The organism is Pseudoalteromonas sp. APM04 (assembly GCF_022809815.1).
Classification (GTDB): domain Bacteria; phylum Pseudomonadota; class Gammaproteobacteria; order Enterobacterales; family Alteromonadaceae; genus Pseudoalteromonas; species Pseudoalteromonas marina.
On record NZ_CP094441.1, the window covers coordinates 2,962,672 to 2,978,087 of the forward strand.

Below are 15,416 nucleotides of genomic sequence, written 5' to 3' on the forward strand. Positions count from 1 at the left end.
TATGACCTTAAGAATAGCAATTACACCAGGTGAACCTGCCGGTATTGGTCCAGATTTGCTCATTACGCTTGCTCAGCAAGCGTGGGACGCACAACTTGTTGTGCTTGCTGATGCCAAACTATTAAAAGAACGTGCAAAACTTTTAGGTTTACCTATAAACCTCATTGAGTTTGATGAAAACGCCCCCGCAAAAACAACACCCGCAGGCAGCGTGTATATTTATCAAGTCAATTTAGGTGATGATGTAGAGTTAGGCGTACTTAACGATGCTAATGGCCAATACGTGTTAGACACCTTGCGCATCGCAAGCGAAAAAAACATGGATGGGACGTTTGACGCTGTCGTTACAGGCCCTGTTCACAAAGGGATTATAAATAAAGCCGGCATTTCGTTCAGTGGCCACACAGAATATTTTGCACAACAATCAAACACTGCAGATGTTGTCATGTTATTAGCCACAGAAGGGCTCCGTGTTGCACTTGTGACAACACACATCCCGCTGGCTTATGTATCACGTGCAATCACCGAAGATCGCCTGACTAAAGTTGCCACTATTTTAGATCACGACTTACGGACTAAGTTTGGTATTGAAAGGCCACGTATATTAGTTTGTGGGTTAAATCCGCACGCTGGTGAAGATGGTCACTTGGGCCGTGAAGAAATAGACACAATTACCCCTACCCTTGATATTTTAAGAAACCAAGGGATGAATTTAATTGGTCCACTACCTGCCGATACATTATTTCAGGATAAATACCTTTCTGAGGCCGATGCCGTACTTGCTATGTATCACGATCAGGGTTTACCTGTGCTAAAATACAAAGGATTTGGTAAATCGGTGAATATCACACTGGGTTTACCTTTTATTCGCACTTCAGTTGACCACGGTACAGCGCTAGATTTAGCTGGTACAGGTACCGCCGATGTTGGAAGTTTTGAATTAGCGATCCGCGAAGCAATTAAGCTCGCCCATGAAAAAGCACAAAATCAATGACCGATAAAGTACACTTAGGACACCGCGCCCGAAAACGTTTTGGACAAAACTTTCTATTTGATGAAATGATCATCGATAAAATAGTTTCAGCAATCGATCCTAAACCAGAAGATAATTTAGTAGAAATAGGCCCAGGCTTAGGTGCGATCACCGAACCTGTGGCTGAACTTAGCGGACACCTAACAGTTGTAGAGCTAGATAAAGACCTTGCAAAACGCTTAATTGAACACCCATTTTTAGGGCCAAAATTAACGGTAAACCAAGGCGATGCAATGAAGTACGACTTTGCAAGCTTAGTTAAAGACGACAAAAAGTTAAAAGTGTTTGGTAATTTACCTTACAACATCTCCACGCCATTGTTATTTCATCTTTTTGAGTTTGCCGATAACATTGAGCACATGCACTTTATGCTTCAAAAAGAAGTTGTAAAGCGCATGGTTGCAGGTCCTGGCAGTAAAACATTTGGTCGTTTAAGCGTGATGACGCAGTACTACTGTAATGCAATGCCTGTAATTGAAGTGCCGCCAGAATGTTTTAAGCCCGCTCCTAAAGTTGACTCTGCAGTTATTCGCTTAATTCCTAAAAAGCCTGAACAACGAACAGCTAAAAGCGTAAAAATACTTAACACGGTATGTTTAGAAGCGTTTAATCAACGCCGTAAAACATTACGAAACAGCCTTGGCAACTTACTTACAGCCGAAGAAATGGCAAGCATAGGTGTTGACGCTACATTACGTGCTGAAAGTTTATCTTTACAACAATTTATTGATATAGCTAACTGGATTTATGACAAAGAGCAGTAATATTGGATCACCTGTAAAGGTGTCTGTAGAGACATTTTATGTTGAAGGTCAATCACAGCCGGAAATAGAAAAATACGTATTTGCCTACTCTGTAACAATAAAAAATCATAGTTTATGTAGTGCTAAGTTATTGCATCGTTATTGGTTAATTACAGACGCAAACGGCAAAGAAGTTGAAGTTGAAGGCGAAGGCGTTGTTGGCGAAACCCCCACAATTGGCCCAGGTGAGAGTTACAAATACACCAGTGGTGCTATCCTAGATACGCCTGTCGGTACAATGCAAGGCCACTACACGCTACGCAACGAGTTTGGTGCAGAGTTTGAAGCACCTATTAATGTATTTCGTTTAGCTTGCCCTAATATTTTGCATTAGTAAAAACGCTACATGGCCGATTATGCAATAGGTGATTTACAAGGGTGCTTCAAAGAGTTCAGCACCTTGTTACAAAGGGTTGATTTTAACCCAAGTAAAGATCACCTATATTTAGTGGGTGATATTGTTGCCCGTGGCCCTGACTCACTTGCCTGCCTTGATTTCATCTATCAACATCAAGACAGCATGACAATCACACTGGGTAATCATGATTTGCACATGATTGCTTGTTATTTTTTAAATAAGCCGACTAACCCAAAAGATAAATTAGCTCCTATTTTTAAAAGCAGCTTACTCAAGCGTTATATCTCTTTTTTACAAACCCAACCACTCGCTTTATATTTAAAAACACATAATTGCTTTATCTCTCATGCAGGCTTAAACCCTGATTGGTCAATTGAAGATGCATTGCAACACGCAAAATTTGCTCAAGATTGCTATCAATCAAAGAATGCAAAAAACTTTTTTAAGCATATGTACTCTCCCCATCCTAAAAAGTGGTCAACAACACTCAATGACTACGAAAAGTTTAGATATATAGTTAACTACTTTACCCGCATGCGCTTTTTAACCCATGACCATAAGCTAGACCTTAATGCAAAAGGTGCAATAGCAGATAGCAAAATGTTAACACCGTGGTTTATGCACAAGAACATTCTCACACTTAAGGATGAGCTTGTTTTTGGTCACTGGGCATCACTTGAGGGTAAAACAGGGGTTAACCATGTTCATGCTTTAGACACAGGCTGTGTATGGGGTAACGGGATGACGTTAATGGAACTTAAAACAAAAAATCTATTTATAGAAAAATGACTCTTTTTACCTAAATAACCTGAAAAATTCCAATACATCTGTTAGATTTATAAACTAATAGTTAAAATTAATTAAAGTAATTGATTTTAATTACTTAACTTATCCGAATAAAAGCCGATAAGTTTTAATTAAAGTATCTTTGAGTGGAAATCCATATGAATCTAACAGTGAGCCAACGTATTTGGGGTGGTTTTATATTTATCACGCTATTACTTTTAATTATTGGCGGCAATTCGTTAATTAAAATAGCGAATATAGACCGTTCTACTCAACAGGTGAACCAGCTATCATTACCGGCATTAAACAAAAGTTCAGAGCTACAAGCTGAATTCATATTAATGAGTAAGGCAGCACAAGCAAGTTTTTATACTTCATCCGCAAGTGAGCTTGAACCCATTAAAAAAAGAGTATTCGAACAAAAAAAATCATTCAACGAACTCCATGCACAGCTTCAGAGCGTTGTTAAAAACGACCCTGAACTAAGTAAAAGTAGTCAAAGTGTTGAGCAAACCTATGAAAACTTTTTAAGTATTGTTGAAAACTTACTCGAAGATAAAAATAAACAACTTGCATTAAATAAAACACTCACTGCACAAATTGAAGCCATTGAGCTTAGCGCAGAAGATGCTAACTCAGTAGTTTTAGACATAATTGATATAGATGGTTTTGAACAAGACCACCCTCGTGCTTTCCAAGCTGCGAATAACTTGGAAAATAACTTTATGTCGGTGGTTACCAACAGTACCGACATGTTAACAGTAAAAACGTTAACCACATTAGATATCGTTAAAAGCGAGCAAACCTACTATCTTGAAGAAGTAACACGCACTGTTGCTCTAATTAAACCGGCTATTGAGCAAAGCCATAGCGACTTGTTTAATGACCTCAAAGAGCATGTTGAAGCACTTGAGAGTAACGTAAAAGGTAACAACAGTTTAGCCGCGAATAAAAAACGTTTAATTGATTCAATTGCGCTCACTGAAAAAGAGCTAGCCGACTCAGAAGCCGCAACAAAAATAGCACTTAATCAAATTGACGAGTTAGTTTCGCAAGCAAGTAATGTTGCCTTTGAGCTTCAAAAAGGCGTTCGTAATGACGTAGACTCAGCAAACTTATGGACATGGGTTGGTATGGTTATCGCAACTTTACTTGCCATCGCCATTGCATATATAACCGTAAGCCGTATTACCAAGCCACTTGCCGAAGTAAACAGAATTTTAGATATTGTAGCCAGTGGTGATATGACTCAACGCTTGGATGACAGCGCTAAAGACGAATTTGGCGAGCTATCAAAAAGCTGTAATACTCTAATAGACAGCTTACGCAGCTTAATCAAAGGGATTATTTCTCGCTCGACCCAACTAGCGGCTGCATCAGAAGAAACTTCGGCAATTACTGCAGAATCAAGCCAAGCTATTAGTAACCAGCAAGCACAAGTGCAGCAGGCAGCAACAGCAACGACTGAAATGAGCAGCACATCGCAAACAGTAAGCAATAGTGCACAGCAAGCATTAAGCGAAATTAAAAACGCAGATAAAGAAGCTGAACGTGTTAAAGGTATTTCCAACAATAACAAATCAACTATTGAGCAACTTGCTCGCGAGGTTGATGATGCCTCTCAAGTTATTAATAAGCTTCACCAAGATAGCGCATCGATTGGCAGCATACTTGATGTTATTCGTGGCATTGCAGATCAAACTAACTTACTCGCGCTTAACGCCGCAATCGAAGCCGCTCGTGCAGGTGAATACGGCCGTGGCTTTGCCGTTGTAGCAGACGAAGTACGCTCACTGGCAAGTAAAACTCAAGAGTCGACACAAGAGATCCAATCAATGATTGAATCGCTACAAACGGGCGCAGAAGCGGCTGTAACAGCAATGACCAAAGGTAAGCAACGTGCGGTATCGTGTGTAGAGCAAACTGACTTAGCAAGTACAGCGCTTGACTCAATCACCTTTGCGGTATCGCAAGCCCATGACGTGAGTGAAGAAATATCTACAGCAGCACTTGAGCAACAACAAGTGGCTGAAGAAATTAGTGAACGTTTGGAGTCAATTGTTGCTATTGCAGAACAAACAGCTGAAGGCGCAAGCCAAACTAATATCTCAAGCTCTGAAGTAGCAAAACTAGCCGAAGAGCTGCGTTTATCGGTAGACGAGTTTAAAGTTTAAAACGCTTTGTATATACTAAAAACCCCGTTAGCACCATGTGTTAACGGGGTTTTCTTTATAGCATTAGAAAGTAAAGGTAGTTACTTTTGGCAATGTGAACAAAAAACGGTACTACGCTGCCCCAGCCTTATTTCTTCCAGCTCATTATCACACGTTAAACAGGGCTTTCCTTTTCGCCCATATACCAATAGCTCTTGAGCAAAATAACCCGGCTTACCATCACTTTGTGCAAAGTCTTTAAGCGTGGTACCACCTTGAGTGATAGCGGCAGCAAGCGTGTCTTTTATTATAGGGATAAGTGCTTGATAGCGCTTAAGTGACACCTTCCCCGCTTCGCGCTTTGGATGAATCCCAGCTTTAAACAGTGACTCGTTAGCGTAAATATTCCCAACCCCTACTACCACAGCGTTATCCATAATAAACTGTTTTACAGGTACTTTTTTATTGCGTGACTGCTCGTATACGCGCTTTGCGAAAAAGTTATCCGTTAAGGGCTCTGGGCCAAGCTTTGAGAGTAACTTATGCACCTCACCTGGCTCTTGCCATAAGCAACACCCAAAGCGGCGAGGATCGTTTAAGCGCAGCGCTTTATCATTAGCAAATACAAATTCAACATGGTCGTGCTTTTTTAAAGGCTCACTCTTATCTACAACCCTTAGGTTACCTGACATACCTAAATGTAAAATAGTGCTACCAAGCTCACAATGCAGCAATAAATATTTTGCACGGCGCTCAATATTGGTAACAGTTAACCCCTCTAGCTGGTAAACATCGTCAGGTACTGGCCAGCGCATACTCGCATTATAAATATTAACCTTGGTTACAACTTGGTTTTTTATATGAGGAGTAATGCCCATTCGGCTCACTTCTACCTCTGGTAATTCAGGCATTAATTAGACCCACTTTGTGAAAAATCAAAACTAGGAAACAACTGTGTAGCTATAGTTAGATCAAGTGCAAATACGCGCTGAGTACTTTTTTCGAGTAAATAATACTGATTATTTCCTTTGTAAAGTAAATATACCCAAGGCAAACTTTCTCCAGCTAATTCAAATGTGGCAACAAACAAAGGCGCATTTGGGTTAAAAACCACAGACTCATTAACCACTGGCAACTGTATTCCTTGCCAAATATTAACAAGTTCTTGTAGTTGTTGCTCTGATGGTTGCCAAAAAACAGGCACATCTTTCTTTATTGCAGTTGTACGCCAACTAGTACCAATACGCTCAATTTTTTGATCAACAAAACTAAGGGTTAAAACAAAGCTTTGTGTAGGTAACACCGCTTGCAATGTGGGCTCTTGTTCACCACTTAAAAACTGCTTATGCCAACCATTTAAAAAGAAAATCATAATCAGCATCGAGAAGATTATAACGTTATTCCACCCCTTACGGCCCAGTCGCATATTTATACACCTAGTAAATTCAATATTTTAAAGTGTAACTAAAACTTAATTGCACTGTCTATATGTTAAAGGGCGCAGACTTTGTTAGAATATCGGCAAATTTAAAGGAGTTCCGTCAATGTCTATGTATGTAGTGGGCCATAAAATCCCAGATTCAGATTCTATTTGTGGTGCAATTGCACTGGCTTATTTAAAAAACCAAATTGATGAGCCGGCAATACCAACTCGTCTTGGTGAAGTTTCACCAGAAACTCAATTTATCCTTGATAAATTTGGCTTCGAAGCACCTGAGCTTAAATTAAGCTACGCGGGCGAAGATGTGTATATTGTCGATCACACAGAAAAAACACAAGCACCTGATGATATCGACCAAGCCCGCGTTGTTGGCGTGGTAGATCACCATAAATTAGGTGACTTAACATCATCTACTCCGCTTGAATGTTGGATCCGTCCTGTTGGCTGCTCAAATACCATTATTAAAATGATGTACGATTTTTACAGCGTAGAAATCCCTAAAGACATCGCAGGTATTATGATGTGTGCAATTTTAAGCGACACCGTAATATTTAAATCACCTACATGTACCACTGCCGATATTAAATGTGTTGAAGCACTTGCTGAAATTGCGGGTGTTGAAGACTTTAAAGAACTAGGCATGGATATGTTCCGCGTTAAGTCTGCAGTAGAAGATACACCTGCACGTGACTTAGTTATGCGTGACTTTAAAGATTTCAACATGAACGGTAACCTAGTAGGTATTGGCCAACTAGAAGTAATCGACCTTGCTGTGTTTGACGATATTAAAGCTGACCTTGAAGCTGATATTGCAAAGCTTAAAGCCGAAGGTAATCGTCACTCAGTATTTTTGCTGCTTACCGATATTATGAAAGAAGGCTCACAAATGCTAATTGTATCTGACGATGCAAACTTAGTTGAGCAGGCTTACGGCGTAAAACCAGAAAATGATAAAGTATGGTTAGATGGTGTATTAAGCCGTAAAAAGCAAGTAGTACCTCCACTACAAGATGCCTTTGCTAAAGCCTAATAGCTTTAATAAATAACACTAAAAAGCCGATATTGAATATGCATTATCGGCTTTTTTGTTTTTAAATTTAAAGAGCAAACTAGCATTAGATTTTACTTTTTATTTCATCATAAACTTTTGCATGGTTTTTTGAGAATTCCACATTAGTTCTATCTATTTTATTTAACCACAAAGCCGCTTGTATTTTGTTACCCAACTCCCAATACGATTGCGCTAAACGTAAACTATAGGTTGCTTGGTAAATGCTATCCGGTTCGATGTAGTCGAACGCAGTTTTATAATATTTTACTGCGTTATTAAAATCATTATGCTTAAAATATGAAAAAGCTAAGTTACCTAGCGCAATTACAGTTTTAGCATGGTGTTTTGTTCTTTTTATAGCGTTGTAGGCTTTTAAATTACTTTCTATCGCTTGAGGGTACTGTTGCCAATTGTAATAAATGTGCCCTTTATTGATGTGCAGCTCAAAGTGAAAAATAGCATCACTACTTTTTGCATAACGCTTTTCGGCATCAAGCAATACCCTTAGTGCCTTTTTTTTATCGCCAAATATGTGCTGTAAATTAGCCAGCTCTACAAGCCTTAAAGGATCACCAAATACATTATAAATTTCATCAAGTTGAGCAAATGCTTTTGCCGCATAGGCTTTCGCTTGTTGCTTATCACCCAAGTAATTAAGCGATTTAGCATAATAAAAATAAACTTGTATTTTAAATGCGCCGGGTAATTCTTCTTGGTCAACAAAGGGGCTTAATGCGCTATGAAGATTATCGAATTTTTGATAATCAAAATAATAGTCAAACTCGTAAGTTTTCAATTTATACCAATTAGAGGAGTTCTTTTGTGTATTTAAAAGGCGAGATTGAATGTAGGTTAAGCAATCTTGGTCTGTTTTCATACAAAACACTTCATGATCACTTAAGTTTTCAGAGGCTTTTGCACCCATGCTTACATATAAAAGCAAAAAAACAATTAAAACATGCTTCAGCATTAGAACACTCATATTAGCCACATAAGCTTTAAGTGTAATATGAGTGTGCTCTATTTAACAATGGATAAAATAACTACGCGTATTGCCCGGCTGCAAATCCACAGCTCCAAGCGTACTGAAAGTTATAACCTCCAAGCCAACCGGTTACATCGGTTACTTCCCCTATAAAGTACAAGCCTTGTGATTTTTTGGCTTCAAACGTTTTAGAGCTTAGTTCGTCTGTATTTACACCACCTAGGGTTACTTCTGCAGTTCTATAGCCTTCGGTTCCGTTGGGTTTTATTTGCCACGCATGAATGTAGTTAGCAAGGTCTTCAATTTGACTATGGGTAAGCTGATTAATATTGCAATCAGGTATTGCATTGCTTTCATGTAATATTTCAATGAACCGTTTTGGCAATATTGTCGTTAGGCTATTTTTTAGTGATTTTTGAGGTTGCGTTTCTCGCCAGTCTGCAAGCTGCTGTTTTAAATCTAGCTCAGGAAGTAGATTAATAGTAACAGCCTGCCCTGCACGCCAAAATGAACTTATTTGTAATATAGCGGGGCCAGATAAACCACGGTGCGTAAATAATATATTTTCTTTAAATGTGGTGCAGTCTTCACTTGTTACTTCGCACGGTATGCTAACGCCTGATAACCCTTCAAAGCGTTCTTTGTCGTGTTGGTGAAGGGTAAATGGTACAAGCGCGGCCATAGTAGGTAGTACGTTTAAACCAAACTGCTCAGCAATTTTATAACCAATAGGTGTAGCACCAAGCTTGGGCATAGTAAGCCCACCCGACGCAACCACTAACGACTCGCAATGAAAGGTCTCTTGCTCTGTGGTAACGCTATAACCCGACTCTGTTTTTTGTACATTAATCACTTCACTGCGCAAGGCTATATTTACACCTGCCCACTCGCATTCAGTAAGAAGTATATTAACAATATCTTGCGCACTATTATCACAAAACAGCTGGCCTAACGTTTTATGATGGTATGCCAAACCGTGGCGGTCCACCAGCTCAATAAAGTCATATTGCGTATAACGGCTCAAACATGATTTAACAAAATGTGGATTGCTGCATAAGTAATTTTCCGTTGCTGCATTCTCATTTGTAAAATTACAGCGCCCGCCACCACTAATTAAAATTTTACGACCCGGCTTTTTACCCATATCAAGTACTGTAACACGTCGGCCTCGGTATCCAGCTTGTGCTGCACACATTAATCCAGCCGCTCCCGCGCCAATTACAATTACATCTACCTGGGTCATCTATTTATCTCACTTAACAATTTGCTCGATTATAGCAAAAATTAGTTGCCAACAATGCTCCAATTTAATTATTACAAATAACACAATAAATATACTTTCTACTTTTTAGAAGTATTAAAAACACAAACCAAAAAGCAATACCTTTATGTCATTTTTATTTTATATGATAAATACAAAACAATGAAAAAACCCTTTAAAACGCTCGTTATAACTAAATGAAATAGGGACATAATGATTTAGTATTTTAAATTTATTAACACATAATTTACCTTTGTACCTGCATTGTGACAATCCATCACGATATAACTAATAAAAAAATCTAGGGAAAATTATGACAACAAGTAAAACATTTAATAAGTGTGCAATAGCACTTACCATTAGTACGCTTTTTGCTACTGCATCAAGCATGGCTAACCCAGCACAAGCAATTGGCCCTTCAGTGGCTGATACAACAGCTAAACTTCAAAATCAAAGTGGCTTTGAAACGCAATTCATCATTAAATATAAAAATAACAACGTTGATGCACTGAGTTACTCTACTGCAGATGAAAGCCCTGTAAACATGAAAGCACGTGCAAAAAACTTTGTTAAAAACTTTGCCTCTAAAAAAGGAAAAGTTAAAGCAAAGTACATTCGCGCAATGGCACTAAATAACCACCATGTTATGCGAGCAGATAAAAAACTTAGCGCAGCAGAAGCACAAGAGTTTATGCAAGAAATGGTTGATTCAGGCAACGTTGAGTACATTGAAGTTGACCAAATGTTAAAACCTTTTGCGACACCTAACGATCCGCGCTATGGCGACCAGTGGCACTACTATGAGCAAGCTGGCGGTTTGAACTTACCAACAGCTTGGGACACCGCAACAGGTAGTGGTGTAGTAGTGGCTGTTCTTGATACAGGTTACCGCCCTCATGCCGATTTAAATGCTAATATTTTGCCAGGTTACGATATGATTTCTAACCTATCAGTTGCTAACGATGGCGGCGGCCGTGATAGCGATGCACGTGATCCGGGCGATGCAGTAGCAGCCGGCGAATGTGGTAATAATGGTGCGCAAGGGTCTAGCTGGCATGGTACGCACGTTGCGGGTACTGTTGCAGCCGTTACAAATAATGGTGAAGGCGTTGCCGGTGTTGCTTATGACGCAAAAGTAGTTCCAGTACGTGTACTTGGTAAATGTGGTGGTTTAACGTCTGATATTGCCGACGGCATTATTTGGGCATCTGGCGGTAACGTATCGGGCATCCCTGGAAACCCTAACCCAGCTGATGTTATTAACATGAGCTTAGGCGGAAGTGGCTCTTGTAGTTCTACAACACAAAATGCAATCAATACAGCTCGCAACAATGGCGCTGTTGTAGTTATTGCAGCAGGTAACGATAACGATAACTCAGCAAACTACAACCCAGGTAACTGTAACGGTGTTGTTAATGTAGCATCAGTTGGTCGAAATGGTGGCCGTGCTTATTACTCAAACTACGGTAGTAACATTGATGTTGCTGCACCCGGTGGTGCACAAAGCTTTGCTAACGATTCTGAAGGTGTTCTGTCTACGTATAACTCGGGATCTTCTTCTCCATCAACCGATAGCTATTCATTCTCTCAAGGTACATCTATGGCCGCTCCGCACGTAGCGGGTGTAGCTGCACTTATCAAGCAAGCAAAACCAAATGCTACGCCTGATGAAATTGAGAGTATTTTAAAATCGTCTACTCGCTCATTCCCTGCAACATGTAACAACTGTGGTACAGGTATTGTTGATGCAGCAGCTGCTGTTGCCGCAGCAAGTGGCGGTACAACACCACCTACAACAGGTGATAATGAACTTGTTGATGGCGAAGCTAAAACAGGCTTAAGCGGTGGTGCTAACGCACAAGATTTTTACACCATGACCGTACCAAGCGGAGCAACCAATGTGACGTTTACAATGAGCGGTGGTACAGGTGATGCCGATCTATACGTTCGTGCTGGCAGCCAACCAACTACATCAAGCTACGACTGTCGTCCGTACAAAGGCGGCAACAGCGAAGAATGTTCTATCGATAATCCAACGGCAGGTACGTACCATGTAATGCTTCGTGGTTACTCTGCTTACTCTGGTGTGAGTTTGGTAGGTAATATCACAGGTGCATCTTCTGGTGGCGGTTCAGGCACACCTGAAGCTGGTGGTGGTACTGTTAGTGACGTAAGTGCCAGTGCTGGTCAGTGGAAACACTACACACTAGATGTCCCTGCAGGTATGTCTACATTTACTGTAACTACTTCTGGTGGTACAGGTGATGCTGATTTATTTGTGAAGTTTGGTAGTCAGCCAACATCGTCTAGCTACGATTGTCGTCCATATAAAAATGGTAATGCTGAAACATGTACCTTTAATAATCCACAAGCCGGTACATGGCATTTAAGTGTAAATGCTTACAGAACCTTCTCTGGTTTAACTATTAGCGGACAATACCAACCATAATAGTAATTTCATAATCTTTGGGATAGCAAAGGCCAAACTGACTGTTTGGCCTTTTTTTGTGAGTAAGGTAATTTTTAGTCTAATGAGGCTTAATGCTAACGAGCTATTTTAGACAACTAAGCCTCGTCAATCACTAGAGGAAGCTTTGTTATATACCTGTTTTATATAAAGATTAAACATACAATATCGGTTTTATTCCCTAAAACTGGTTAAGTATAGTTGCTAATGAATATACGTATTAGTTCAAATATATTACTAACTTATCACCAGAAAACAAAAAACCCAGCCTAAGCTGGGTTTTTAAATTCTAAAAAACTAAAATTACTTGATTTTAGCTTCTTTGAAAATCACGTGTTTACGAGCCTTAGGATCGAACTTTTTGATTTCCATCTTTTCAGGCATGTTACGTTTGTTTTTGTCAGTAGTGTAGAAAAAACCAGTACCGGCAGTTGAAACTAAACGGATTTTATCGCGCATGATTCAGTTCCTTAAACTTTTTCGCCGCGAGCACGGATTTCTGTAAGAACCGCGTCGATGCCTTTTTTATCGATAATACGCATACCTTTAGTAGTAGTGCGTAATGTTACAAAACGTTTTTCACTTTCAACCCAAAAACGGTGTGTTTGTAGGTTAGGTAGGAAACGACGTCTAGTCGCGTTTCTCGCGTGTGAACGGTGGTTACCAACCGCTGGACGCTTACCTGTAACTTGACATACTTTAGACATGTCTATATATCTCCAATAACTTCGCTCGAGCTTAATTTAATCTAAGGCCGTGTATTTCTGCCCTAGATAAATCGAAGGGCGCTCTTTATACAGCTTTTACAGGCAAAGATCAAATACTGATCTATCCAACCAGCTCATATGTAAATTTGATAGCGGCCAATTATAAAGATCGAATGCCCTTAGGGAAAGTAAAAACTGCATTTAAATTAAACTAATTTACTAAAATGTATTAAACCGCTCATTTTTAGCACATTTCTATATTAAAGAGAGTCAAATAAGGCCACGCTCGGCAAACGAAACACACGTTTCACCTCCCACAATGATATGGTCAAGCACATTTATGTCTACTAATTGCAGTGCTTGCTGCAATTTATTGGTAATAAGCTTATCTGCTTGGCTTGGTTCAGCAATCCCACTTGGATGGTTATGAGCAAAGATAACAGCCGCTGCATTATTTTTAAGTGCCGCTTTAACAACCTCCCGCGGATACACACTTGCGGCATTTATTGTGCCGTAAAAAAGAATCTCATCTTTTACTAAGCGGTTTTGACTATCAAGATAAAGCACCATAAATACCTCTTGCTGTAGACCCCGCATTTGAATGGTAAGGTAATCGTATACTGAATTAGGGGAGTTAAACACGGCATCTCGTTGGCAGCGCTCCTGCATATAACGCTGACTTAATTCAAGTACCGCTTGTAATTGAACATACTTCGCCGTTCCCAATCCTTTTTGCGAACAAAATTCGTCCATGCTGGCATTAAACAAGTTATGTAATGTTTTATTTTCGTTCAGTAAGTGCTGAGCCAATTCTATTACGTTCATCCCCGGCAACCCGGTACGTAAAAATATGGCAAGGAGCTCTGCATCACTTAGCGCTTTAGCGCCTTTTTCGATAAGCTTTTCACGTGGGCGTTGAGCATTGGGCAGTGAAGTTAGTTGCATTTTTTCATCCTTGAATAACTCATGTGTCTTATAAATGTAATGCAAAATAAAAATTTAGCTTGTAATTTTAAATTAAAAGCTTAGCTGAACGAGTAAAGATTTGTTATTTTAGGCGCCATATTTAATAAGATTGACAGACAACCATGATGACGTTAACAAACAAAAAAATTGTACTGGGTATTAGCGGTGGAATTGCAGCCTATAAATGCGCTGAGCTCGTAAGACGATTAAAAGAGCATGGTTGTGAAGTAAAAGTTGTCATGACTGAGTCAGCCAAGCATTTTATTACGCCACTCACAATGCAAGCCGTTAGCGGCGAGATAGTATCGGATTCATTGCTCGACCCTGCCGCTGAAGCCGCGATGGGACACATTGAGTTTGCCAAGTGGGCTGATCTTATTTTAGTCGCTCCTGCAACATGTAATATTATTGCCAAAATGGCGACCGGCATTGCAGACGACTTACTGACGACTTTACTACTTGCGACTCCTGCAAAAGTTGCGGTAGCCCCAGCTATGAACCAGCAAATGTATGCACATGCTGCAACGCAAGCAAACCTAGCCACTTTAAAAGCGCGTAACGTTCTTATTTGGGGCCCGGGCAAAGGAGAACAAGCGTGTGGAGATGTCGGCTCAGGACGTATGCTTGAACCACATGAGCTTGTAGCGTTATGTGTTGAAAACCAACCTCCTCAAATTTTAGCTGGTAAAACAATTACTATCACCGCAGGCCCAACCCGTGAGCCGCTTGACCCTGTTAGGTTTATATCAAACCATAGCTCTGGAAAAATGGGTTACGCACTTGCAGAAGCCGCGTTGTTACTCGGTGCTAACGTTAATTTAATTTCTGGCCCTGTAACTATCAAAGCCCCTATTGGTGCAAATCTAATAAATATAGAAAGCGCAGAGCAACTATTAAATGAAGCACTAGTATATGCACCGCAGTCGGATGCGTTTATTGGCTGCGCAGCTGTTGCCGATTACAGAGCTGGCGAAGTAGCAACTCAAAAAATGAAAAAGCAAGGCGACGAGCTAACACTAACGTTAGTTAAAAACCCAGATGTCATTGCAGCGGTTGCTAATATAGAAAAAAACCGCCCTTACACTGTGGGTTTTGCCGCTGAAACGCAAAACGTTGAGAGTTATGCTAAAGGTAAATTAGTTAATAAAAACCTAGATATGATATGCGCAAACGATGTATCGCAAAGTGGTTTAGGGTTTAATTCTGATCAAAACGCGTTGACTCTGTATTGGCAAAATAAACAGTTAGAATTGCCCGTTAGCAGTAAAAGTACAATTGCTTTAAAAGTGATCGAACAGCTGGCTAAACATCTATAAAAGGCTGGAAACAAACTGAATAAAACATTAACATATGCTTTTCATTTGAACAAAAAATGATTAACCCCAGCCAAGAATAACTAATAAAA

General features: G+C 39.9%; 15 protein-coding genes. 8 read left to right on the forward strand and 7 right to left on the reverse strand.

Annotated features, from left to right (window positions below; all coding sequences use genetic code 11):
- The first annotated feature begins 1 nt into the window (after position 1).
- The 5 genes from pdxA (at position 2) to MTP24_RS13715 (ending at position 5,154) form a co-directional block, all read left to right on the forward strand.
- Complete coding sequence (pdxA, locus tag MTP24_RS13695) at positions 2–994, forward strand: 4-hydroxythreonine-4-phosphate dehydrogenase PdxA (protein ID WP_203985125.1); 993 nt, start codon at positions 2–4, stop codon at positions 992–994.
- A complete protein-coding gene (rsmA, locus tag MTP24_RS13700; RefSeq protein WP_006793226.1) occupies positions 991–1,797 on the forward strand; it encodes a 16S rRNA (adenine(1518)-N(6)/adenine(1519)-N(6))-dimethyltransferase RsmA in 807 nt (268 codons plus the stop codon). Before pdxA ends, rsmA begins: the two co-directional genes overlap by 4 nt.
- A complete protein-coding gene (apaG, locus tag MTP24_RS13705; protein ID WP_006793227.1) occupies positions 1,781–2,170 on the forward strand; it encodes a Co2+/Mg2+ efflux protein ApaG in 390 nt (129 codons plus the stop codon). The genes rsmA and apaG overlap by 17 nt, the downstream gene beginning before the upstream one ends.
- A gap of 12 nt (positions 2,171–2,182) precedes the next feature.
- Positions 2,183–2,983 carry a symmetrical bis(5'-nucleosyl)-tetraphosphatase gene (locus MTP24_RS13710; RefSeq protein WP_039038028.1) on the forward strand — a complete coding sequence of 267 codons (801 nt, stop codon included), beginning with the start codon at positions 2,183–2,185 and terminating at the stop codon, positions 2,981–2,983.
- Between the two features lie 155 nt (positions 2,984–3,138).
- A complete protein-coding gene (locus MTP24_RS13715; RefSeq protein WP_010556604.1) occupies positions 3,139–5,154 on the forward strand; it encodes a methyl-accepting chemotaxis protein in 2,016 nt (671 codons plus the stop codon).
- Positions 5,155–5,234: 80 nt separating this feature from the next.
- Here the strand turns inward: MTP24_RS13715 and mutM are convergent, their stop codons facing one another.
- Positions 5,235–6,044 carry a bifunctional DNA-formamidopyrimidine glycosylase/DNA-(apurinic or apyrimidinic site) lyase gene (gene mutM, locus MTP24_RS13720; protein ID WP_006793230.1) on the reverse strand — a complete coding sequence of 270 codons (810 nt, stop codon included), beginning with the start codon at positions 6,042–6,044 and terminating at the stop codon, positions 5,235–5,237.
- The gene (locus MTP24_RS13725; RefSeq protein WP_033019392.1) at positions 6,044–6,559 is read right to left on the reverse strand and encodes a hypothetical protein; all 516 of its coding nucleotides are present in this window, start codon (positions 6,557–6,559) and stop codon (positions 6,044–6,046) included. Before MTP24_RS13725 ends, mutM begins: the two co-directional genes overlap by 1 nt.
- A gap of 118 nt (positions 6,560–6,677) precedes the next feature.
- On the opposite strand from MTP24_RS13725, the gene MTP24_RS13730 reads away from it, so the two are divergent.
- Positions 6,678–7,604: a manganese-dependent inorganic pyrophosphatase gene (locus MTP24_RS13730; RefSeq protein WP_010556607.1), complete on the forward strand. Its 927-nt coding sequence runs from the start codon at positions 6,678–6,680 to the stop codon at positions 7,602–7,604.
- 85 nt (positions 7,605–7,689) lie between these two features.
- On the opposite strand, the gene MTP24_RS13735 is transcribed toward MTP24_RS13730, so the two are convergent.
- Together MTP24_RS13735 and MTP24_RS13740 are read right to left on the reverse strand one after the other, a co-directional pair.
- Positions 7,690–8,595, reverse strand: a complete 906-nt coding sequence (locus tag MTP24_RS13735) for a tetratricopeptide repeat protein (protein WP_243531697.1) — start codon at positions 8,593–8,595, stop codon at positions 7,690–7,692.
- Positions 8,596–8,668: 73 nt separating this feature from the next.
- Positions 8,669–9,853: an NAD(P)/FAD-dependent oxidoreductase gene (locus MTP24_RS13740; RefSeq protein WP_243531699.1), complete on the reverse strand. Its 1,185-nt coding sequence runs from the start codon at positions 9,851–9,853 to the stop codon at positions 8,669–8,671.
- Between the two features lie 331 nt (positions 9,854–10,184).
- On the opposite strand from MTP24_RS13740, the gene MTP24_RS13745 reads away from it, so the two are divergent.
- A complete protein-coding gene (locus MTP24_RS13745; RefSeq protein WP_243531701.1) occupies positions 10,185–12,320 on the forward strand; it encodes a S8 family peptidase in 2,136 nt (711 codons plus the stop codon).
- A gap of 321 nt (positions 12,321–12,641) precedes the next feature.
- On the opposite strand, the gene rpmG is transcribed toward MTP24_RS13745, so the two are convergent.
- The 3 genes from rpmG to radC form a co-directional block, all read right to left on the reverse strand.
- Complete coding sequence (gene rpmG / locus MTP24_RS13750) at positions 12,642–12,797, reverse strand: 50S ribosomal protein L33 (protein WP_004587947.1); 156 nt, start codon at positions 12,795–12,797, stop codon at positions 12,642–12,644.
- Between the two features lie 11 nt (positions 12,798–12,808).
- Positions 12,809–13,045, reverse strand: coding sequence for a 50S ribosomal protein L28 (rpmB, locus tag MTP24_RS13755; RefSeq protein WP_006793236.1), 237 nt, complete (start codon positions 13,043–13,045; stop codon positions 12,809–12,811).
- Between the two features lie 270 nt (positions 13,046–13,315).
- Complete coding sequence (gene radC / locus MTP24_RS13760) at positions 13,316–13,990, reverse strand: DNA repair protein RadC (protein WP_008131137.1); 675 nt, start codon at positions 13,988–13,990, stop codon at positions 13,316–13,318.
- Between the two features lie 143 nt (positions 13,991–14,133).
- Between radC and coaBC the strand changes: the two genes are divergently transcribed.
- On the forward strand, positions 14,134–15,327 hold the full coding sequence (gene coaBC / locus MTP24_RS13765; protein WP_010556610.1) for a bifunctional phosphopantothenoylcysteine decarboxylase/phosphopantothenate--cysteine ligase CoaBC: 1,194 nt from the start codon (positions 14,134–14,136) through the stop codon (positions 15,325–15,327).
- The last annotated feature ends 89 nt before the right edge of the window (positions 15,328–15,416 follow it).